We start from the raw sequence: 22,339 nt of genomic DNA on the forward strand, positions 1-22,339 counted from the left end.
CACAGTCCTTATATTTTGATAATCTTGTTAATCTAATAGAAATTACTTGACAAAAATGAGCTTTATGATTTTTGTTTAATTTGGCTTAAGCGAACCAAATCATCTATAAAAGCATTTGAAATCAGCAGTTTGGCAAAATGGTGGTTTAATGCTAAATTCAAATGGTTAGAAGTTCCAAGCAGCAAGTTCGCAAAAAAATATCGCCACTTTAAACAAGTAGCGATATTTTTTCAATTTCTATCCTGAAATATCTATTCTATTTTCTTACCAAATAAACTTACAGTTCTGTTCTTGTTCTGCAATCACTCTTTTTGATTTTGTTACATATAATCTAAGGAAACAGCCCGGGCTGATATTATAGATTCTTTTGCCATATACATCAACTCCCATCGTACCTCCACCATTGTCAAAGTTATAAATAACAATCTGCTGTTTTGGATAGATTTCTTTGAAATTGACCACCATTTTAACCTGTTCTCCAATAATATGGATAAGCCTGTTTCTATCATCTATGCTAAGATTGCTAGAAGAGAACTCATATTCATGTGGATCTAATCTAATGGCGTAATCCTTAGGATCAGATTGATCATTAACAATTTCATCTTTGAGAGTAGCTGTTCTACCATTAGGAATAAACATTGTATCTGGGTTTTCATCTTCAGATTTAAAGTTTTCACTGGCTTTTATGGAGCCTTTTACAGCTAACTTATCACTATCATTGGCTTCTCTTCCCATTCCGAAGCGACTGGACTCCATATGAAAATTTAAACCTCCAAACCCATCATACTCAGAACCATAAGAATAATATTCATTTCGTTTCGTTGCTAAAAATCTTTTCTGATGAATATCTACAATACCTGATTCAGCACTATTCAGATGGTTATCTGAAATCACTAAACCTGATCCGGTATTTACTGTGAAGTCCGTGTTTAGCTGTAACCCGTACTGAGCCATATAATTCCATTGCTGAATATTTGTTTCAGTAAAATCTGCCTCTGTCCAGAATTTATACCAGGAAGTAGTCCAATTTCCATCAATTCCTTTTCTAATTTTCAGCATCGGAATACCGGAACCATTAATACCAGTCTGATTGGCAAATGCCAACTGATAAGACGAATCTCCTGTAGAGGCGGTTGTACCATCCCAGGGAGTATAGGTCATGATACCTGCATAATTTCCAGACGCTCCCAGGCCGGCACTGTTAGATTTAGCAAAATCAAATCTGACTCTTTTAGGCGTAGAATTGGGTGCAATATCGTCTGCATTTCTTGATCCGTCTCTTGATGTTACAAAAAAGTTGGTAAGATTGACAGAATTATTGCCACTAATAGTTAATTGCTGTCCTCCTTCATTTTCAGAACTAGCATTTAATGCAATTTGATTAATGTTTACAGCGTGTGTTCCTAACGTTCCATTGGGAATAACAGGACTATGGGTAAATGTCTTTGTATCGCTTATTGTCTCAACTCCATTTTTTCTAATGAATACATCTAAAGATTCACTTTTTGTGTAGTAATTAGATAATACAGCATTCGAAAGATATCCTGCATTGGCATGATTTCCCCAATTGAATGCGGTATTCCAGTTGTTTATATTGGCCGCAGAAAAATCATTTGAATCCCAATCTTTTGTCCAGGGATACCAGGTTCCACTAAAATAGTATCTCCTGTAAACATCATTGTTATTAGCATAAGTAGTATACTCCTGAACTATATGGGTTGAAGTATAGTAAACTCTTAATTGTCCTGCTAAGGCCGCGGGGTAATTATTGGCAGAAGTTGCATTTGCATTTCCTGTCTGAACCCACCATCCTGTAGAAGTAATGCTATTTAAATCTACTGTAGGACCTAAAACACCCTTGTAAAGAAAACCTGTATTATAAGCAGATATCCAGTCAGCAGAAGTTCCATCATTTAGTGTTGTAATTCTACCTGTATTATTAATTTTTACAACCTCAGTTAATGCAGGAATTTCCCCATTTGTACCAGTAGCACTCCCATAATTAAATGAAAAATTTTTATGGTTATTCACTGTAAGTCCCCATGAATTTAATGATCCCCTTGGTTGGACAAAATCAGTACCATTAAATTGTAAATTGTGGCCTAACCACAGCCCATAACCATGTGTTGTATTCGCCAGATTAGTATGGAAAATAGCTGATCCTGCTGCCGTTTGGCTGCCAAATAACAAATTATAAGCATCTACAAACTGAGTATTATTAGCATTGATAACTACCTGGCCTGCACTTGTTGAATCTCCCTGAGGTCTCAAATAAACAATTCCCGAAGTTCCATCCCCTGAAATTAATGTAAATGCTGAACCTGTTCTGATTCTGTTTACTCCCTGTCTTTGAACCTGAAGTTCACCCGCTGTACTGTTAATAACTCCCGCAACTCCTATATTTCCAGATGTATAACTATTCCCGGAAACATGAAGCCTATATCCATCGAGTGGTAATGAGGCTCCTCCTAATCCGATTCCTACTCTCTGATCTGGTGTCCACAGGAGCGCCTTAGTAGTATTGTAAGCAGTTGTACCTAAATAACCATATGTCACTTTTACAGTACCTTCTGCATCTACATTGCCAAACCACCCAACAGTATCAACTACGCCATTAGAACCTGCCAACTGTAAAATATCTCTTGCAAATCCGGTTCCTGTCGTTATCGTAGATAAATCTTTTTTTATTGTACTGTTTGTAGCATGATTAAACGTAAGGGTACCGCTCATCAGGTCTCCCGATCTATTAACATAGGAATTATTATCCAGAGAACCATCCGCCTTTAAAAACTGGGCAGCTGTGCCGCCCGTTACTTTATAGCCTTTAGAGGTGTTATAATATGCGTATTTTACATCCATTCTAAATATCTTTACGAGTTACTGTTATGGATACAGCATTAGGTAAAGCAGAATCAAATTCAACATCTATTTTATTTGGATCGGTTAATTTTATTCTGCCATCTATTTTGTAAAAGGTTACCGTATCATACATGGCAACATCTACATTTCTGGTTCCTAAGTTGTGTACCACACCTGAAGATCCGGAAATAGAGGTCGTGTATGACTTTACATTATTATTTCCGGCAATTACTCTACCTTTAGCATCAACGGTCACCTCATCATAAGTCCCGGCAGTTACTCCTGTTGCAGCTAATGTCAACCCTGAGGTAACGTTTGCAGAACCGTCAAAGGTTGTTGTCCAGGTAGCATCACCTGAAGCAGAAATTGTTCTTGGCGTTGTCAGTTTTGCAGCTGATCCGGTTGTATTGACTGCTGCAGTCCCTGTTAATAATGTTGCAGGAACAGCAGTAATAGGTATTGCTACATTTCCGGAACCGTCAATAGTTTGTGCTGTTGCAGTAACTCCAGAAAGCGTAATAGTTCTTGGAGTGGTCCACTTTGTAGCGGAAAGAACATTTTTCACTGCATCTGCCGTATTTTCGGCATTAGCTAATCCAACATGAGATTTGTTTAAGACTACAACACCTGTTAATCCATTTACAGAATCTACGGCTCCGGAGGTGATATAAACGAACGTTGTTCCCGTCCATCGGTAAGTTTTGTTGGTATCAAGGGATACATAAATTTTACCTGTCTCACCGGTGATAAGAGTAGTATAACCCGCTTCTTTGTAAAACTTCCCGTCAGCTGTTTTATAATATCCCTCCAAAACATCATCCACGTAAGATGGTAATTGAGATGCAGGTACCTGTCCGGATGCATCCAGTGCAGCAACTCCATTCGCAGCACCTTTTTGTGATAACGGGATGTAATTAGCTAAATCTGATGAAGTAGGCATAGAACCCAGATATACCGTTAATCCATTGGTTGTCTGGCTAACTCCCGTAACCACATTCCCTGTACCTGAAGTAGTAACAGGTAAAGAAAATGTAGTTCCTGCCAATGTCAAACCATTACCTGCGCTATATGTTGTATCTGTAGACGCTAATGTGATTGTATTTCCGGTCTGGTTAACCGTCATATTAGCCCCTGCTGCAAGAGTAACATCCCCGGACACCAAAGTACCGGATGCACCACCTTTCAGACGCGTAATTGTATCTGGTGTTGTAAATGATCTGTTTGCTGACAAATCATAGGCTGTACCGTTAATTGTTAGAGTACGTGTTTTTGGCACATAATCTAACGGATTTAAATTTCCATCATGCCAAAAAGAATTGATTGCCCTTGTACCGCCTCCTGCGGTTACAATATCATTGTCTGTTTTCCCCTCTATTTTGTATCCTACAGAGCTTCGGTAATAAGCGTATTTAATGTCCATAATTATATTTTTTTAATTGTTAACTGAATTATATTTGGTGGTAATGAGTCAAACAGTACTTCTATAGTATTGGTGTCTATTCTTCTTACCTTAATGGGTATTGTAAACATTGTGACGGTGTCATAAGCATCAATCACAAAGCTTAAAGTATCAAGATCATGTTTTATCCTGGAGTCTCCCCTAACTCTCTCTTCATGTTTAATTTTTTCGGAACTGGCTGTATCTTCGATATTTTTAATTTTAGCATACACCAAATCATTAAACTGATTTTGATAGGTGACTGCACCCCAGCTTGAATAAATGCCGGCAAGGTTAATTTTATCATCTGAAATATTTCTGATAACAGCTTCTTTAAGCAATTCTATCTGCTGTCTGTTTTCTTTGATATAGTCTACGATTTCCTGAAGTTCATCAAGATTAGCGTCATTAGAGAGCAGTATTTCATTAATTCTTGCAATATGTTCAAGCATTTCATCATCCTTTGCCTGAATTACATTTACAATTTCCCCGATCTGCTCTTTTGTATAAACATTTCCAATCTCTTCACCTCCATCTATGGTAGCGGCTAATTTGATTTTTAATTTATCTTTCCATTCATCTACATTGGCAGCAGTAAGATTGGATGCGTTCAGTTTTGCCAGCACTGAAACATGTGCGTTTTCATCTTCCAGGTGATTTGTAAAAGTTGTGGTGGACAGTGTTTTCTGAAAAGCTTCCTGTAAGCCCATCACCTCGTCCATTTTGATTTTTTCATCTAAATGACGGAATGAAGAAAAGGTCTGTTTAAATTGATACTCTGTAGGAATATCACCTTTTTCAAACCAGCTGAAAATTATATTTAATGGTGTACTCATTTTGATTATTGAATATTAGTTTTGATAAAATTGATCATTCAGGAAACCTATAGTATTCATAGGCTGATTGTCTTGAATGGAATTTTATATTTTTTGAGCGATTTTTGATTCATCACTCTTTTATCATCCTGTCAATTAGTGAATTTATATGCCATTATTTAGAAAACTATGCATTTTGTGAATTCAATGACTTTTCACATTTTTCAGAGCTCAAATTTCATTTTTCTTACGCTCTTATAAAAGTTTTTTGACCTCTCTATTCTGTAGCTGCAATAGACTTTATTTTTCTGAAACAGAATGATATTGTTCTGTAATCACAGTGTTCAAAATTCACTTTTTTTTAGTTTCTGTGAAAGTTTTTTGGGCTCTGCATTCTGTAGTTGCAGTAAACTTACAGTTTAAACGCACCGAATCATTTATAAGAGTGTTTAAAAACAAATAAAACCTGTTATCTGTAAACCAATTTATAAGAACCAATACCTCATTTGCAGGCATAATTTTTTATAAAAACAGGATCTTTTAAAAGAAACTCGTGAATATTCCGTTTAATTCTTAAATTTGGCCAATGCAAAAGTATCTTTATCTCATCATTATATCATTTTCCCTTACCAGCTGCTATACTTATCAGGTAAAAAAACAGCCAGATCCAGTGACCAACAATAAGCAGGAGTCCAAAAAGACTGCTGAATCTGTGGGTAACACTTCTACGCAAATACAGAACACAGCCGCTCAATCACCTATCCCAATTAATATTCAGGAGACGCTTGCCCCTAACAAAAATGTTAAGATTGATGTTGATGGAAAGAGTTATAAAATAATAGTTGACAGATGGGAAAGCGACAGTTTGGTTGCACATGCTGTTTATAATCCTAAAAAAATTCTGAAATTTCACAAGAACCAGATCAACAGCGAGAAAATTGCAGAAAAACGTTTTTCACAACCCATAGCTGATATCATTACAGTTACTGTTTATGCCGGAATTGGCGTTTTAATATGGGCGCTTGTTCACTAATTTTTTTTAATTACCTAATAATTATAGAAGATATTTATTCTTAAAAGCTTCAAGATTGATTATCCATAACCATTTTTGAGGGTAATCCGTTCTGGTCGCAAGCTGTCAAATGACGCCACTTTAAGAGGAGTGACGCCATTTTACATCAGTTATATATTCTTTTGTTTCTAAATTTTCCAGTTTTAATACATCTTATTTTCTGCATATTTATAAACGGTCTTTTCATCCCAGACAAATAATTGGATAGAGCTATATGGTGGTATTTTGTATGAATAACCCGCGCTTTTTATGTCAAATCCCTGCGCATAACTATCACTGGCATTTAATACAAGTATTCTCTGACCTCGGAAACATTTTCCTAATGTAAATTGCTCGCCATGAACACATCTGATGACCAACATTCTATTGTCAGAATCATAATATTGAGTTCCTGGCTGCTGCTCAATCATGCCATGAGACAATCTCATTCTGGAGTCTTCATTGGTAATCTCATCATCAAGGCGGGATAAACTTCCGTCCGGAATAAATAAAGTATTAGGTTCTTCATTTTCGGATTTAAAGTTTTTAATAGCCTTTACTGAGTCCCCAACATATACTGAACCAGCAACGTCTACTGAATCTGAAACATGTACTGACCCCCCAACGTTTACGGAGTCTGAAACATTTAGTGATCCTGCAATATTTACTTTATGCGAATTATTAGCTGGTGTACCTATACCAATGTTTTTGTTTCCTCTATTGAAATTAATACCTTCCCAGCCCTTATAACTGCTTGAATATTTATAATACTCATCTTTTAATACAGCTAAGTAGAATTTATCTTTTTCATTATATATACCAGATTCTCCACCATTATAATTATCAACAACCATTAATCCATTACCTGTTTGATTAGTAAACTGTTGGTTTACAATAATGCCGTTATTAGACATATAATTCCAGCTATCAATATTACCTTGTGAGAAATCTGCGTCACTCCACAATTTAAACCACTTACTAGACCATTTATCATCAATCCCCTTTCTTATTTTAAGCATAGGTATTCCTGCTCCATTGATCTCAGTTTGATTGGCAAAAGCTAATTGGTATGAAGAATCCCCCGTTGATGCAGAAGTACCATCCCAAGGAGCATACGTCATTACACCTGCATAATTTCCAGTTCCTCCAACATGCCCGGCCTGAATAAAATCAAATCTAACTCTACGACTATTACCATTAGGTGCAACAACTGTATCCGGGTTTCTTGAACCATCTCTTGAAGTAACAAAGTAATTGGTAGCTAAGACTCCGGCTGAATTAGAGAGATTTATCCATTGACCACCTTCCTCCTCAGGTTGAATTGACAGGGTCTGGCTCGTAAAATTAGATGATACCCAAGATTGAGTAGCCAGAAATACATAACCATCTGTTCTATGATATATATAAGGGGCACCTGCTGATAAACCACTTGAGAATCCTAATGTTTGAGCATTTTCTGCAGAATTAACTTTAGCGTCAGGATTAAAATTATTATTGGTCCAAAGCGCTTCTCCATCTGACAGCAAAGGAATATTACCTTTTTTCGTCATGGTTGTTGAATTAACAGCCTGCCAATACTCTAAATGATTGCTGAATAAAGGAAAATCTATTCTATGATACCATGTATTATTTCCTGCAATATGTAAAGAGTTACCATAAGTAGATGGGAATCCGGTACCTGTAGCCCAGTCTGTAACACTTAAAGGATAATCAGTTTTTACCGCAGTTGCATCCTGATGATTACCTCTTTTCGCTAAGTATTCTCCGGGATTAAAATTGTTAGTAGTCCAAGGAATGCCCCCTTGAATTTTAACAACACCACTATCTGAACTCAATAATAAATCACCATTATTTACAGCTCTAACGGCAAAACTGTCTCCTGCTCCACCTCCTGATGCCGAATTTCCATCAGCTCCAATATAAGCTATATCTTTAGACCCATCATACTTTTGCCAGGTCAGATAATTCCCTGTTTGTGCGGTACTTTTCCATCTACCTAACATCGATGGAGTCTCTATATTAAAAGCACCTGTCATTGTACCGCCATCTTTTCTGAGATAGTTCCCTAAGTCTGAAGATGATACAAAATCTGAGGCTAATCTTTGGCCACCACCTGCAGTTAAAATATAATTATCATTATACCCAACTTTATTGAACCCTTTTGCTGAAACCTGACCTGCATCAGTGAATTCTATACCATTACTTAAATCCCAATCTTCTGCATTATTTGTAACAGAAGGTGCCAATATTAAATTGTTATTGGTAGGTTTCTGAATTGACCAGGATTTATATGAACTATTTTTTAGTTTGAAAGGTATTCTGTTATAATAGGATTTTGCTGCCGATATAATTTCATCCGTATTTCTTGTCTGGTAATCACTCGGTTTGAAGTTTACATTATCCCAAGCTCTTCTCCATAGTGTCCAATTGCCGTTATGCCCACTTCTATAGACTAATTCTCCTGCGTCTGCATTAGTGTCATTATATTTTATCTGTAACTGTGCTGTGGTATCCTGAGCACCCATGTGCAACATAGGACTATATAAATGCTGAACTCCTCCTGCGTTATTGTTTGCTCTATAAATTCCAGAATTGGAATAACCTCCAAGACTATTGAAGTCATCATTATATTGTACAGCTTTAGGGATATAGCTGCTATCTGCAAAATTAGTTAACCAACTTCTTGTAGCCACTACATCAGAAGGTAAAGTAATGATATTGGCAGGATATAAGTCAAAATTAGGCTCTATCGCATGAGACCATCCCAGATTCCAATCTTGATTATAGTTTCCATATTTAACTTCTACTTTAGCTACTTCAAATGAAAAATACGCATTCCAAAATGTATTCGGCTCTCCTAATAAAATACTGACATATCCATCAGTTCCAATCCCAATCCTTGCGGTAGTGGTAGGAAAATTATCTGTTACTTCCCATATAGCTTTTGAACCATTAGGGACCATAGTCCCGGATACATATTTGTAAAAAGCTACATTCACTTTTCCTAAGTACTGACTTTCATATCCATAAATATTGATATCAATACTAAACATAGCCTGATCTGGTGAAGCTTGCGGCATTTTAATAGCTAAAATACCTGTATGTCCCCCAACATCATAATAGCCCTGATAAACTTTATTAAATATCCTTACCTTATTTTGGTGTTTATTTATAGATCCCCCACCATCAAATTCTAAATCCTTTGCCCCAAGATTAATATCTTGTGTTGCACCATTATAGGGAACATAATTATTTAAAGCTGATGACTTAACAAAAGTTGACGGATCTAAATTATGAGAATCCCAAACTACACCATTTACTCCATTCTTATAGTGTATTATATCATTGTTATTAGATTCTATAATAGCATTAATAGTAGGGTTTCCTATATATAATGTAGATGGATTACCATAATTTAAAACCTGGGTATTTCCTGTAGTAAATGAAGTAGAATAAATACCTTGTTTAGAATAAATCTGACCTGACCGCCCCATAAAATGGGTAGGATGATCTGCATCTCCAAAATGGAAACCTATACCTTCATTCAAGCTATTAGCATTTCCCTGATAATAAGAAAGTCCATAAGCATCAGCATTAGCAAATGACCAAATTCTATTTCTTTCATCTACTTTGTAGAATCTATTTTGAAAACCTTCATCTGTCTGAACAAAACCTCTTGAATGTATTCCATAAGCAGGAATAAACTGGGAGTCAGCATAAGCAGAGGAAGCCAGTAAACCACCAGATAACATAACTTGAGAACTATTACCGTTTAAACCCGCTATAGGTCTGTCTGAATCTAATGCCCAATAGCCACCTGTATCTTTCTTCTGCCAAAATGTATTATCAGAAACTAACTCTTCTTTAGTAAGTAAATGTTTAAGATTTATCTGAACTCTTTTTGTACCTCCCGGATCCGGATGATCCGCAACTGAAGTAACCCTGTTTTTACCCTGGTCTAAACCTCCATACCCAACAGTTACTTTTACATCAAACCCCTGCCAATAAGATAATTGAGTAAACCAAAAACAAAGTTTACCGTTTAAGTTTAATGCAGTAATCGCATTCCAGTAATATAATGTAGAATAGCCGCTATGAGAAATAATAGTACCGTTATAGATATAACCCTGGATCTTACAATCCAAAGGTTGATCACTCCCGTACATATTACCTTTAATCTCTAAAAGAAACTGATCTCCATAGTCTACAGAATAATCTACATCAGTTTCAATTAATGTACCTTGTGGAAAATCTCTTCCGGAATGATACCAGGAGTCTTCTTTTTTTCGGGAATCATAATCTCCGCCGCCTCCCGTAAGGAATCTTTCATCATTTGACCCGTCTTTATAATATCCGGCCGATCTCACGTAATCAAAAGCATTGCCATTGATATTCATAAAGTGATAACCGTTGGCCCTATATTGTAATGTACCGGCATAAAGGCCCGGCTGATGAAAAGATATTGCGGGGTAAATTGTATCAGATGCTCCATTACCTCTTAATTCTAAAGCCACTGCATTATAAGCATTACCTGTAGCTCCTGAGAAGGCTTTTCTTACAGGTATCTCTTGATACGTATTGGTCGTCACTAAATTTAAATCAGACACAATTTCCGCATGGGTTCTTGTGCTGATTTTTTTCGTTACAGAATTCCAAACCATTACAGAACCTGCATCGTTTGGAACACTTTTCACAATTATTTCGCCTTCTACAGCGATGTGATTGTTAAAATATTCAGGAGCAATCATTAGTCTAATCTTGCAGTTAAAGTAATTCTATATTCATTCGGGGTAAGAGGTGCTAAAACATCTATTTGTACATCATTTGCTGATGTAGTCACACAGCTTACATTTATTTTTCTATTATCAGCATTACGATAACAGATATAATCAACATTCTGGGTATTCCAACCATGATTAATGGAAAAAGTAACGGATGAGCCATCTCCGATTTGCACTGTTTTGGATTTAATTTTTGCATCCAAAACTGTTTTCGTAGATTTTGGAGTCATTGCTTTACTAGTATCAACTCCCGCAATAGCTTCAACATCTGTTGCTATTTGAATCAGTCCTTTCACTGTATCTGTAGCATCTACAATATCAGGAATACCTTTTTCTATAATCTGATAATTTTTAGGAGCATTGGAAGCATCATCAGTATTAGCAATAAGATGATCACCAACAGAAACGGGTTCATTACCCACCCAGCCATTTGCCGTAATAACCCACACCATACCTGTTTTAATTGTAGCTGATGTAACGGGTGATGGAGCTGTCATTGAGCCTTCAGCAGCAGAAGGAATATAACCTCCCGGCTGATAAATAAGTGCTCCTGTAAGGCTTTGTCCTATTAAATTTTCAATATAAGTTCTAATCTTATTGGATGACCATGTAAATGTACCTGACTGAATGGCATCATTCAAAAAAATAGAAACAATATCTGCATTGGTAAGATTTCGGCCTGCTATTTTAATAACATGTCCTGAACTATTGGTCAGTATCTGACTTAACAATAGAAGTCCGCTTGTTTGATCTGTTTGAAATGGATTATTAGTCAGCGGATAATCAGGATGTACATAATTTTGAGCCAAATTAACCCATTCGGCTCCGTTCCATTGATGCAACTGACCATTATAATCAATTACCCAACCTGCAGGAACACCATCCGTACTAGGAAATGAAGTAAATTGTTGAAAACGGGTACGTTTCAACTCCCCGAAAAAATTATCCTGATGTGCGTTATTACTGATTACTGCGTTATTATTCATAGTTCTTTATTTTTTTATGGTTTAACTTTTAAAATGAGAATGTTAATGGGATTTGCGAGATCGCCTAACATCTTAATCTCGATGGTTTGATTGGTTGCATAATCATCAATATTTATTTTTTTACCTGTAACACTGTCCCGGGCTTGAATGATTACATTTTCAGTTTCAAGGGTATTGGGAAATACTGCACTTCCGGTAATCTGCACCACTGCACTTGTAGCTGTCTGTGAGATCAGCAAAACCTTATCATAGATTTGCTTATTAAATTCCTGTTGGTTTTTCGGACTGCTTAGCCAATTGTAGTCAAGTAACAGCTTTACTTTATCTTCCCTTGATTCCCCTATTGGAAGAGCTTTTAAAGCTTCAATATCTTCACGGTTTTTTTTAATGAAGTCTACTATTTCCTGCAGTTCATCTAAAGACAGATCATTAGATAATAATACGTCTCTAATATTTTCTATCTCCAGGGCTAAGCCTTTATCAGCATCTTTCAATGCATCAACAAAACCGTTTACTTGTATTTTAGTGTACACATTACCCAATTCATCAGAACTGTCAATCGTAGCAACATTGCTAATTCCAAGTTTGCTTTTCCAACTGTCAACATGAGCCGAGGTTAGATTGCCGGCATTCAATAATGCCAGATATTCCGAATGAGCCTTTGGGTCTTTTAAATGTTCCTGAAATGCTTCCGCACTGACAAATAATTGAAAAATTTCTTCTAACCCTTCAATACTTTCCATAGGGATTATGTCATCTTTATGATAAAAAGATAAAAATGTTTCTTTAAACTGGGTTTCTGTTGGAAAATCTCCAGTTTCAAACCAACTGAAAATTGTATGTAATGGTGTACTCATTTGATAATTGATAATTAGTTTTGATAAAATTGATAATTGGAGAAAGGCCTGAAGATTATTTCTATTGCGTGGTATTTTAAAGGGAGCGAAGAAAGCCATATCGTTACAGATAAAGCTATATGGCTATACGTTCACTTAGAAAGAATCAATGAAGCTGATTCCACTTTTGCTATCTCAAAATATTACAGGGATACTATAGAATCTTTGCGTGAAATTTGAACTGTATGAGCAGTTTTGAAGCCGGAACAAGGTAGGCCGCTTTGTGAAATCACCTGACTTTGGAGATTTATTTCCAGTGATTAATATATCGTTTAAACTCCCCACTATCAGGTGGGAATTGCTTATTTAGAAAAGAACAGATCGGCTTCAGCCTTTCTTCTGCGGATGAGTCCGTTTAACGTTTTTCCGGCGGCAGTAATGTATTTCTCTGTAAACCAGTTTCTGATTGCTTTCTCATCTGCTTTTTTATTAATCAAAGAAAACAAAGTGTCAGATCCACCTGTATTGTAAGTGTGAGATACAAGAGCATCAAATTGATTTTGAGTAAGAATCAATTTAATTTTACTGTTGACGATTTTTTCATAAGTTGGTAGAACAGATGAAAATAGCTCTATCCCTTTTTCTTTGCTGATTGCAGGATCTTTCATGGTTACCTTCTTTCCTCCCGGATAGTAAGTGTTACCATACCCTATTGTCGGAATTCCTGCAGAATCCAGATAGGGTTTTGAACTGAAGCCTTCAAATGATACAATCAGGTTTATTCCTTTTTGTGATGTTTTCATGTCTTAAAATATTTGTAGGTGAAAAAGATGAGTATTAAAGTGATTCCAATAATCGTAATGAAAATCCAGGCCAGAATTTCAAACCCATTTGATTGAATTTTCTTTGTTTCTTCAGAGACTTTTGAAGCCACTTCTTTGATCATTTCTTTTGAACTCGTTTTCTGGGTTAAATCATGAGTAACATGAGTAATTTCTTCTTTTTTAACTTCTGATTTTTCATGCTTGGCCTTTGCATAATGGTTGCTGATGGAATATTCTGCATTTCCCATGATGGAAATTCTTTGAATGGTATCTCGCCCTACCACGTTATGGAAAACAAAGGGATTAGATACATCAGATTTTCCCTTAATCAGGAGATCTCCGGATATTTCATTTCTTTCTTCCTTCAGCGACACATTACCTGATATACTTTGATTTGATTGTGAGCTTTGTAGGCTTAAAGAATCAGCTTTTACTTTTTCTGTTTTTTTTGTATTTTCTTTATAAGTGGCTGTAATTTTGTGTTTACTCCGGCAGCCCAACATGAGGCTGCTCAATATGATCAATAACAGAATCTTTGTTTTCATTAATTTTAGTTTTAAAAATTAAACAGGCTTATAGCTCTGATTTCTTGAATTCTACAATCCCAGAAAGCCCAACTGGAATTCAAATTCTTACATAAATATTTTATCTTCTTTTACGTACTCTTTTTTGATGCTATCCAGTAACACGTCTAAACTTACTTTGTAGCCAGGTTCTTTTGATGCAATTGTTTTTAAACTTACATCCTGTATGATATTCATAATATTAGAACCGGTTAATTCATATCGTTGGGCAATTTGTTCCAGATCAATACCTTCAAGTTCTAATTGTTCGGGTAAATTTTGCTGCCAGATACGCAGACGCTCTTCATGCTTTGGATTATTGAATTGTATGCAGCTATGAAAGCGTCGCGTAAAGGCTTTATCCATATTATTTTTAAAGTTGGATGCCAGAATAATAAGCCCTGAAAATGTTTCTATGCGTTGCAGCAAATAAGAAACTTCCTGATTGGCGTATTTGTCATGAGCATCTTTTACAGAGGTTCTTTTTCCGAAAATAGCATCTGCTTCATCAAAAAATAAAATCCAGTTTTTATTTTCTGCTTTATCGAACAGTTTGGCCAATTGTTTTTCTGTTTCTCCAATGTACTTTGAGACCAGCATAGAAACATCCACTCTGAAAACAGGACGTTGGGTGTATTTTCCTAAAAGACTGGCTGCAAGAGTTTTTCCTGTTCCCGGTTCTCCATGAAACAACACTCTGAACCCTGGTTTAAGTTTTGTCTGCATGTCCCAATCTTCCATAAGAATCTGGCTGCTATTGTACCAGGCCTCAATACTTTTAAGCTCCTGCAACGTAGCTTGAGGAAGTATCAAATCTGTCCATGATCGGCGTGTGAGTATTTGTTCTGCCGGAAAATCATTGCTCATTTTCGGTAATAATTCCAAGCCAAAAATGATCTTATTAAAAGCTTCTTCATGAACACTTATCTGGCTGTTCATTGATGCCTGTTCGTGAGCTGAACCTGAAAAAATAATGAGTTCTTCTTTACTCAAAACCGAATTCGGGCCGAAATAATCCAGTGCTTTTAATCGTTCTGAAATACTATCCCCTCCTAAAACGTATTGAGCAGCCTGAACTGTAGGATAAAAGAGCCTGCCACTATCGTTGGTTGAACAGAAGTCAAACAGCGCACCGCCCGGAAATTCCAGATAAATGCGTTTCAGCAATGATGGATCCAATCGTGGCAATAAAGCCATTAAAAGAATCACAACTTCCTGATGGGCAAGCTCTTTCCCTGAAATATAATCTCCTAATTGAAAATTTTCATGGTTACTGGTATTAAATTCAGGGGCTCCTATATTAAAATCCTCTGAAGGATTATTTATACGCCATGTAATAACCTTTTCTAAATGAGTAAATAATTTTTGTAATTGTTCTGACTCCATTGGTTTTTATCTTTTTAAGATCTGGTGTACTGCATCATTTTACTTTTAAGATGCTTCCACTTATCCTGTGGTTGATTTCAAGAAACCTCAACCGGAAAGTAGCTCACATTCGAGTGTTTCTCCACAGCTGACACAGCTGCTGCTTTTGGAAAGTCGCTCCTTCATTGGAGTCCTTCTTTTTAAAGAATCAATCTGCGTTTGAAAGAGAATAAGAGATCCGAAGACCTGCCATTCTGCTTCCAGGAGGAGATTCTAATGCTTATACATCAGAAAATTCCGGGATTTCAGACGCTAAAAGGTGTCCTGCCAATGAGAATCTCTCCGATTGAGGTATGTTTATGTTTTATATGTTTTTAAATATTGTGCAATATCTCAAGGATGGTTACATTGTATTTCGTAGTTGGCTTAAAGAAAACCTCAACCGGAAAGTAGCTCACATTCGAGCGTCTCTCCACAGCTGACACAGCTGCTGCTTTTGGAAAGTCGCTCCATCACTGGAGTCCTTCTTTTTAAAGAATCAATCTGCGTTTGAAAGAGAACAAAAGATCCGAAGACCTGCCATTCTGCTTCCAGGAGGAGATTCTAATGCTTATACATCAGAAAATTCCTGGATTTCAGACGCTAAAAGGTGTCCTGCCAAAGAGTATCTCTCCGATTGAGGTATGTTTGTGATTAATCAATAATGTAATTAACCAAATCGTAAAAGTCCCGTCCCAAAATAATTTTTATATTAACGGGATACGATGTATATTTTTTTCCATTTATCTCAATTTCCAGAAACATCTGAATAAGAGAAAATGGTTTTCTGTGATGAACTGTATGTCTGAATGAACCAGGTCTGGTAAGTGTACCCGATGGATAAAACTCATTGAGCTGTGATCCAGGTTTGAAATAATTAATAGGATTAATATCCAGAAGCATTTCTTTAGACGTTACAGGGTATTCGGACATTCTACCCCAGGATATTGCATCTAATAGCTGTTCCCTGTAAAAACCAGCATCTTTGAATCCGTTCTTGATCTTTTTTTTCTGTTTGTAACGTTTTATAATAATCTTAGGCTTGTATTTATCAATATCCAATTCGTTTGATAATTTTACCTTCAGATATTTATAACTTACACTTCTGCTGAAAGTATGTACATAATTATCTATTTGCTGTGGTTCGCTTCCGGATTCAGCTTCCAGGTTGATATGCCCCCGTCCTGATTTTTCAATGTTTCCTGCTCGATAGAAATGATAGTATTTCGCTGTCCAGTCTGCTGATGCTTTTACATCCAGGCCGAAATTAAGCTCATTTAAATGGAGATAATTATCTATGAATCTGCCAAACTGGCTTTCTGTAGGATATTTACCCGTTTCAAAGTAGGTTTTCAGCTCCTCTCTTGGGGTTAATATATTGTTTTCTTCCATGATATTTTAGTTTTCTTTATTGGCTTATGTTCTTAGTATAACTGCTTTCCGGAGCTGATTACCAGTTGTGACGTACAGTTCAAAATTGATTCTTTTTTTGTTCATACAAAAGTTTTTCACTCTCTTTATCCTGTAGTTGCAGCGAATTCTATCCACCTCACAATCAAAAAGTTACCCACTTAACACAAAACCCAAAATTGATCTTTTTTTTCCTATTATTAAAGTTTTTCACCCTGCCTATTCTGTAGTTACAGTAAGTCTTATTTTTTATCAGAAGAATTGTTACTTCATCCACCACTCACCTGTCTTCATTTCCTCCAGTCAATCTTTACTTCCGCTTCCACGGAATTTGTTTGAAAGTGAAACCGTTACTGGATTAGAAAATCCGGTTTCGAAAGAATTTCATATTGTATCTGATGGTATTGGACTATCCTAAAACATAAATGCCTGAACGATTGAGCAATTAATAGATTTTTGGGTTGTTCCATTGGATACTGCAAGCGACAGAGAGATGGCTTCTGTAGTAGATGTTATGGATTGAATTCTGGTTGTACTACCTACCGTAAGAAATTGGGTATATACATTCCCTTGTCTCATAATAACAATATTTGCATTTAGCATTATTGCACCAGGTTCTATTTTTGTTGCAGTGGACATTATATTGTTCCAAACTACCATAGATTGATATCCCCCGCTTCTGAAACTCGAATTTATCACTCTAAAAAAGGAATTATCTGCCAGCGCCAGAGCAGTATTATTTTGAAGCAATCCCAGATACCCATAAAAATCATTTACTTCAGTAACTCCAATCCCAGTCATCGAAAGAGATATATTCATTTCTAAATAAAAGTTCGTATTTGCCCCAAAAATTACGTCGCTTTTAGCTGCACCTACTATCACATTGGGTTCATAAGCATAAGCTTTATTATTTACATTGGAATTGTACGCAAACATTCCGCCATTAGTTGTAAATACGCTGCCCTCCTGTCCGCTTGTATAGGTTTTCGTCTCCCATTTTAGATTACTAACATCAATACTATCAATAGTACCTGCTACATTGATTGAGCTGGTAGTTCTGTGAACCTGCGGCATTGGAGAAGATGTTCTTATAACCAGATTATATTGAGTTCCTGCTTGTAATGAATCTCCATAGACAGAAACAATCATAGATTGGCCACTGGCGATTGTCTGAAAGCCTAAACAATCTATTTCGCCCACTCCAACAGCATTGGCAACGGGTATGAATCGTATGGAAGTGGACGCCGGATTTATATTTAAATTCAATCCCTGTAACACAAGATAGCTAACTACATGATCATTTTTGATAACAGTAGGTGTTATACTATACACATTCAGACTTCCATTAGAATACTGATTATTCCAGTCTGTTCCAAATTTTTCTTTCTGAGCCAGTGTTAACAGTGATGGCAATTTTAAAAACTCGGAAGCAAAATCTTCTACAGTTAAAACTGTTTTTTTCACCCCTCCGTTATCTGTAAATAATAACCGTCTATTGTAAGCCGTAATCTGATTTGCTAAGGTCTCATTATTTTCATCCAAAACATAAGCTTTACTTCTCACTCTTCCGTTATTTAACTGAAGCATTTCTGTGGGTGAAGTTGTATCTATACCAAGTTTTCCTGTATTATAATAAACATTAGATTCCCGGAAATCACTGCCGTCCCAGTGAAGTAAATAATTCGTGGCAGGAGCTATTGAAGCGAAATTTGAAGTCTCTCCCAGACCTCGAATAAAGAAATTACCATTATTACCAGGCCTATTCATTTTTTCATTCAAAGCGGTCTGGAGCCCTTCCACCATTCCTATGGTAACATTGGCAATGCCGGTTGGCAGATAATTTTTCTTATCTTTCTTTTCACCTCCTTTGAACATATAAAGTGAATAATTCTCTTCACTTATCCGAATGGCAATGAAATCATTATTTTCAAACTTATATGAATCTGAATTGCCTGCAAATTCTGAAATTGTGGTTTCTACAGCTTCAACAATTGTGGTTAAGCCCAGTGCTTGTATTTTCTCAGCTAAGATATTTCCGTTATTATCTGTATAATCTCCGTGAGACATAAACATGTTATCAGTCTGATTTTTGGTATAAACATTTCCTAACGGAGAAACGTTTCCCGGCTCATCCACAGTTGCAACATTGGATGGAAGAATAGACTCATCTTTGTGCCAGAATGAAGACCATGCTTCCCGAAATTGCTCCTGAGTCGGAAAGTCACCTGTTTCGAAGTAACTGTATATTGTTTTTAATGGTATTGACATATATTTTATTTTAGTGATTTTTTGTTTTAGAATTATAGAATTGTATCATCTATAAAATTTGGTGATGCCTGAGTAATATAGTACTATTGCATAATCAGTCCTTTAATTGCAGGATTTGCAATCTTATTGTACATCTGACGTTGTATTTTTTCAACGTTCTTGTCTTTATATGGTTCTGATCCGAAAATGAATATTTAAGTATTCCTTTGTGGAGTAATGCGGGGATAAGATCTCTTGAGTGTCTTCATTAGCAACCATCTGTTGCCAATCGATGGCTTTTTATACTTTAAAGCTTAAGACCAATCTTTTTTCATTTCTGTAAATTTTTTCAACTTTGTTATTATTTTTCATCTACAGAATAATTACATTCGATTCTTATATTTCTGACTTTTTCTACCTGACCACCCCACCAGGTCTCCTGGCTTTGCCCGGCGTTTAAGATTCCAGTTGTTAAAAGCGTGTCATGATCCGCATCATACACATTACATTGTATGGATTGATTGATTGCCCGAAGATCTGCATTATAATAAATATACAAGAAGTCCCATACATCATAATGATCGGTAATAGAGTCTTCAGTTTTGTATTTATCACCCCAATATTGCGAGTATGCTCTATATTGGATAGGTATTTCAGTTTTATTGATAAACTTAATATTTGTATTGACAATATTTATTTTTTGCTGAATATCTTCTTTATGAATGTCTATGGGTACGTTATAATTCTTCAGTTCCCCGAAGTCATACCCATCAGGAATTACAGGCAGATTGTTTCCAAATAATTTACGAACGTAATAGTTATCACCTAATTGATAACCAAAACTATAGTATTCGGTTTCTTTTAAATTACTGCCTCCTGTTATTTTTTCTATTGTGATAGTATAAGGGCCACTACCTAATAAGAACTGTCTTATTGTACCTACTTTGGTAGAATCTCTGATTGTGATTACCTGATCTTCTTCATCATGCGAAGTGATCACAATCTGCATTTCCAAGTCTCCAACGTTGTTTGCAGAATAGTAAACAAATGCATTATCAATATATGCCATACGATTAACAAAGGCTACCAATTCTCTTTTTGTCTGAACATCTTCCTTATGTCTTAGAGAATCTATCAGATCCGAGAATTGGTTTTGTGTGGGATGTTTACCTGTTTCAAAATAAGTTTTTAATTGGGCTCTTGGGGTTAGTTTATTTTCTTCCATGATATTTTATTCTTTGGTTTTCATTTCTCTGCATGTTCTGCCTAGAGTTCAAAAAATCATCTTTTTAGCTTTTACTATTTTACATTCTCATAATAGCTGCATTCGATTCTTACATTTCTGACCTCATTGATCTGGCCGCCATTCACAGAATTCTGGTTTTGTCCTGCTGATAAATAACCTGTCGTCAAAAGGGTATCATTTTCGGCATTATAAACTTCACACTTTATGTGTTGATTAATTTTTGTAAGGTCTGCCTTATAAAAGAAGGTCAAATAATCTCCCAAATCATAATGATCAGTAACGGTATCTTCAGCTCTATACTGATCGCCCCATCCAACGGCTTCTATTCTATATTGGATAGGTACTTCCGTTTTATTAATGAACTTAACATTAGTGTTTAAAATGTTTATTTTTTTTCCATAGGCTCCTTTTGTGATTTGTATGGGTAAGCCGATACTTTCCACCTCTCCAAAGTCAAAACCAGCAGAAACTGCATTCAGATTATTTCCGAATAATCTGTAAATGGTATAGGTCTGATTTAATTGATAAGCCAGATTATAATATTCCGTTTCTCCCAAATCACCTTCTACGATTTCTTTTACTTTTATCGTATAAGGTGCACTGCCTATAATATAACGTTTATCTAAAAAGCTTCTGAAATCAGTAGATGAGATCACCTGATCCGGTTCATCATTCGTGCTTACCACTATTGAAAATTTTAGATTTCCGACATTATTTGCTAAAAAATTAACGTATAAGTTGTCAATAGCTGCTAAATTATTGGCAAAAATGGCCAGTTCTCTTTTGGTAAAGACATCTTCTCTAAGTCTTAAAGAATCTATTAAATCCGCAAACTGACTTTCTGTAGGGTATTTCCCTGTTTCAAAATAGATTTTTAACTGGTCTCTGGTTGTTAGTTTATTTTCCTCCATAATACTTTTTTATAAGTTATGCTTCCGGGCATAATTACACTTTGGTTTCAATGATAATTTATGTTATGTTTTAAAGTTCTGAATTCATCCTTTTTTATCCCTGGAAAAGGATTTTAGCCTCGTTACGCTGTATGTGCAGTAACGTTTACTTGTAAGAAACCGGATGATGACTTCTTAAGTTTCATTGTCCAAAATTCATACTTTTTTTGTTCCTGTGAAAGTTTTTTGGCCCCGCTATTCTGTAGTTGCAGTAGCCTTTCTTTTCCGAATAAGTAAAATAATCAGGGCAGCATTTTTATTTAATAAAACCTGGTCTGTATCTATAATAAAAAAAGCTCAGATTATAAAAATCCGAGCCTTTTCAGCTTATATGCTTAATGCTAATTTATTTTCACATAATTGATGCTCAATCCAGTTTAAAGAAGAAATACACTACCGCCGCCCACTCTTTTTTAACTCCTTTTGCATACCCGATAGTGCTGCGGCTACTATTTTCTACCGTTCCGTCATCTTTGATGTAACCAATGGTGGAATGGCTGCTGTTTTCTACAGTTCCGTCTTCTTTCACATAGCCCACAGTAGAGTGGCTCTTGTTTTCGATAGTTCCGTCACTTTTGATGTACCCAATAGTGCTTCGGCTTTTATTTTCAACAGTACCATCATTTTTAATGTATCCCACAGTGGAGTGGCTGCTGTTTTCTATGGTTCCGTCACTTTTAATATATCCTGTGGTACTGTGGCTTCCGGATTCTATAGTTTGGGCACCTACAGAAATACCAAAGAGCAGGGAACAAAAGAATAGTGTTTTTTTCATATTTAAGATTTTAATGGATTATTAACTTTGGTTTATTTGATGTATTCAAAAGTATTGATTATTCTTTTATGTTGGATCATTAAAATAAAACTGTCATTTATATTTGCTGAAGAGTGAGTTTTATTAAAAGAAAAAGCGAAACTTTTCTAAAAGT

16 protein-coding genes are annotated in these 22,339 nt (G+C 35.9%); 2 read left to right on the top strand and 14 right to left on the bottom strand.

Features of this window, described 5'->3' with window-relative positions; translation table 11 throughout:
* Positions 1 to 264 precede the first annotated feature (264 nt).
* The 3 genes from KIK00_RS07470 to KIK00_RS07480 are packed head-to-tail and all read right to left on the bottom strand — an operon-like array spanning position 265 to position 5,133.
* On the bottom strand, positions 265 to 2,859 hold the full coding sequence (locus KIK00_RS07470; RefSeq protein ID WP_255815922.1) for a pyocin knob domain-containing protein: 2,595 nt from the start codon (positions 2,857 to 2,859) through the stop codon (positions 265 to 267).
* A gap of 1 nt (position 2,860) precedes the next feature.
* Entirely contained in the window at positions 2,861 to 4,279 is a 1,419-nt protein-coding gene (locus KIK00_RS07475) for a hypothetical protein (protein WP_255815923.1), read from the bottom strand.
* Positions 4,280 to 4,281: 2 nt separating this feature from the next.
* Positions 4,282 to 5,133 (bottom strand): hypothetical protein, encoded by an 852-nt coding sequence (locus KIK00_RS07480; protein WP_255815924.1) that lies wholly within the window; start codon positions 5,131 to 5,133, stop codon positions 4,282 to 4,284.
* A gap of 565 nt (positions 5,134 to 5,698) precedes the next feature.
* Between KIK00_RS07480 and KIK00_RS07485 the strand changes: the two genes are divergently transcribed.
* Positions 5,699 to 6,145, top strand: coding sequence for a hypothetical protein (locus tag KIK00_RS07485; RefSeq protein WP_255815925.1), 447 nt, complete (start codon positions 5,699 to 5,701; stop codon positions 6,143 to 6,145).
* A 182-nt stretch (positions 6,146 to 6,327) separates the two neighbouring features.
* On the opposite strand, the gene KIK00_RS07490 is transcribed toward KIK00_RS07485, so the two are convergent.
* The 3 genes from KIK00_RS07490 to KIK00_RS07500 are packed head-to-tail and all read right to left on the bottom strand — an operon-like array spanning position 6,328 to position 12,787.
* Positions 6,328 to 10,911 carry a hypothetical protein gene (locus tag KIK00_RS07490; RefSeq protein ID WP_255815927.1) on the bottom strand — a complete coding sequence of 1,528 codons (4,584 nt, stop codon included), beginning with the start codon at positions 10,909 to 10,911 and terminating at the stop codon, positions 6,328 to 6,330.
* Positions 10,911 to 11,930 (bottom strand): hypothetical protein, encoded by a 1,020-nt coding sequence (locus KIK00_RS07495; protein ID WP_255815929.1) that lies wholly within the window; start codon positions 11,928 to 11,930, stop codon positions 10,911 to 10,913. Before KIK00_RS07495 ends, KIK00_RS07490 begins: the two co-directional genes overlap by 1 nt.
* 14 nt (positions 11,931 to 11,944) lie before the next feature.
* Complete coding sequence (locus KIK00_RS07500; protein ID WP_255815930.1) at positions 11,945 to 12,787, bottom strand: hypothetical protein; 843 nt, start codon at positions 12,785 to 12,787, stop codon at positions 11,945 to 11,947.
* A gap of 36 nt (positions 12,788 to 12,823) precedes the next feature.
* Between KIK00_RS07500 and KIK00_RS07505 the strand changes: the two genes are divergently transcribed.
* Entirely contained in the window at positions 12,824 to 13,006 is a 183-nt protein-coding gene (locus KIK00_RS07505) for a hypothetical protein (RefSeq protein ID WP_255815932.1), read from the top strand.
* A gap of 122 nt (positions 13,007 to 13,128) precedes the next feature.
* Here KIK00_RS07505 and KIK00_RS07510 read toward each other — a convergent pair whose 3' ends face one another.
* The 8 genes from KIK00_RS07510 to KIK00_RS07545 all read right to left on the bottom strand — a co-directional run bounded on the left by KIK00_RS07510 (position 13,129) and on the right by KIK00_RS07545 (position 22,185).
* A complete protein-coding gene (locus KIK00_RS07510) occupies positions 13,129 to 13,569 on the bottom strand; it encodes a lysozyme (protein WP_255815933.1) in 441 nt (146 codons plus the stop codon).
* Entirely contained in the window at positions 13,566 to 14,135 is a 570-nt protein-coding gene (locus tag KIK00_RS07515; protein WP_255815934.1) for a hypothetical protein, read from the bottom strand. Before KIK00_RS07515 ends, KIK00_RS07510 begins: the two co-directional genes overlap by 4 nt.
* A gap of 87 nt (positions 14,136 to 14,222) precedes the next feature.
* The gene (locus KIK00_RS07520) at positions 14,223 to 15,539 is read right to left on the bottom strand and encodes an ATP-binding protein (RefSeq protein WP_255815935.1); all 1,317 of its coding nucleotides are present in this window, start codon (positions 15,537 to 15,539) and stop codon (positions 14,223 to 14,225) included.
* A 672-nt stretch (positions 15,540 to 16,211) separates the two neighbouring features.
* Positions 16,212 to 16,949, bottom strand: a complete 738-nt coding sequence (locus KIK00_RS07525) for a hypothetical protein (RefSeq protein WP_255815936.1) — start codon at positions 16,947 to 16,949, stop codon at positions 16,212 to 16,214.
* A gap of 432 nt (positions 16,950 to 17,381) precedes the next feature.
* A complete protein-coding gene (locus tag KIK00_RS07530) occupies positions 17,382 to 19,235 on the bottom strand; it encodes a hypothetical protein (protein WP_255815937.1) in 1,854 nt (617 codons plus the stop codon).
* 340 nt (positions 19,236 to 19,575) lie between these two features.
* Positions 19,576 to 20,439 (bottom strand): hypothetical protein, encoded by an 864-nt coding sequence (locus KIK00_RS07535; RefSeq protein ID WP_255815938.1) that lies wholly within the window; start codon positions 20,437 to 20,439, stop codon positions 19,576 to 19,578.
* Positions 20,440 to 20,513: 74 nt separating this feature from the next.
* On the bottom strand, positions 20,514 to 21,371 hold the full coding sequence (locus tag KIK00_RS07540; protein WP_255815939.1) for a hypothetical protein: 858 nt from the start codon (positions 21,369 to 21,371) through the stop codon (positions 20,514 to 20,516).
* 406 nt (positions 21,372 to 21,777) lie between these two features.
* Positions 21,778 to 22,185 (bottom strand): 5-fold beta-flower protein, encoded by a 408-nt coding sequence (locus tag KIK00_RS07545; protein ID WP_255815940.1) that lies wholly within the window; start codon positions 22,183 to 22,185, stop codon positions 21,778 to 21,780.
* Between the last annotated feature and the right edge of the window lie 154 nt (positions 22,186 to 22,339).

The sequence above is a fragment of the Chryseobacterium sp. MA9 genome (assembly GCF_024399315.1).
Classification (GTDB): domain Bacteria; phylum Bacteroidota; class Bacteroidia; order Flavobacteriales; family Weeksellaceae; genus Chryseobacterium.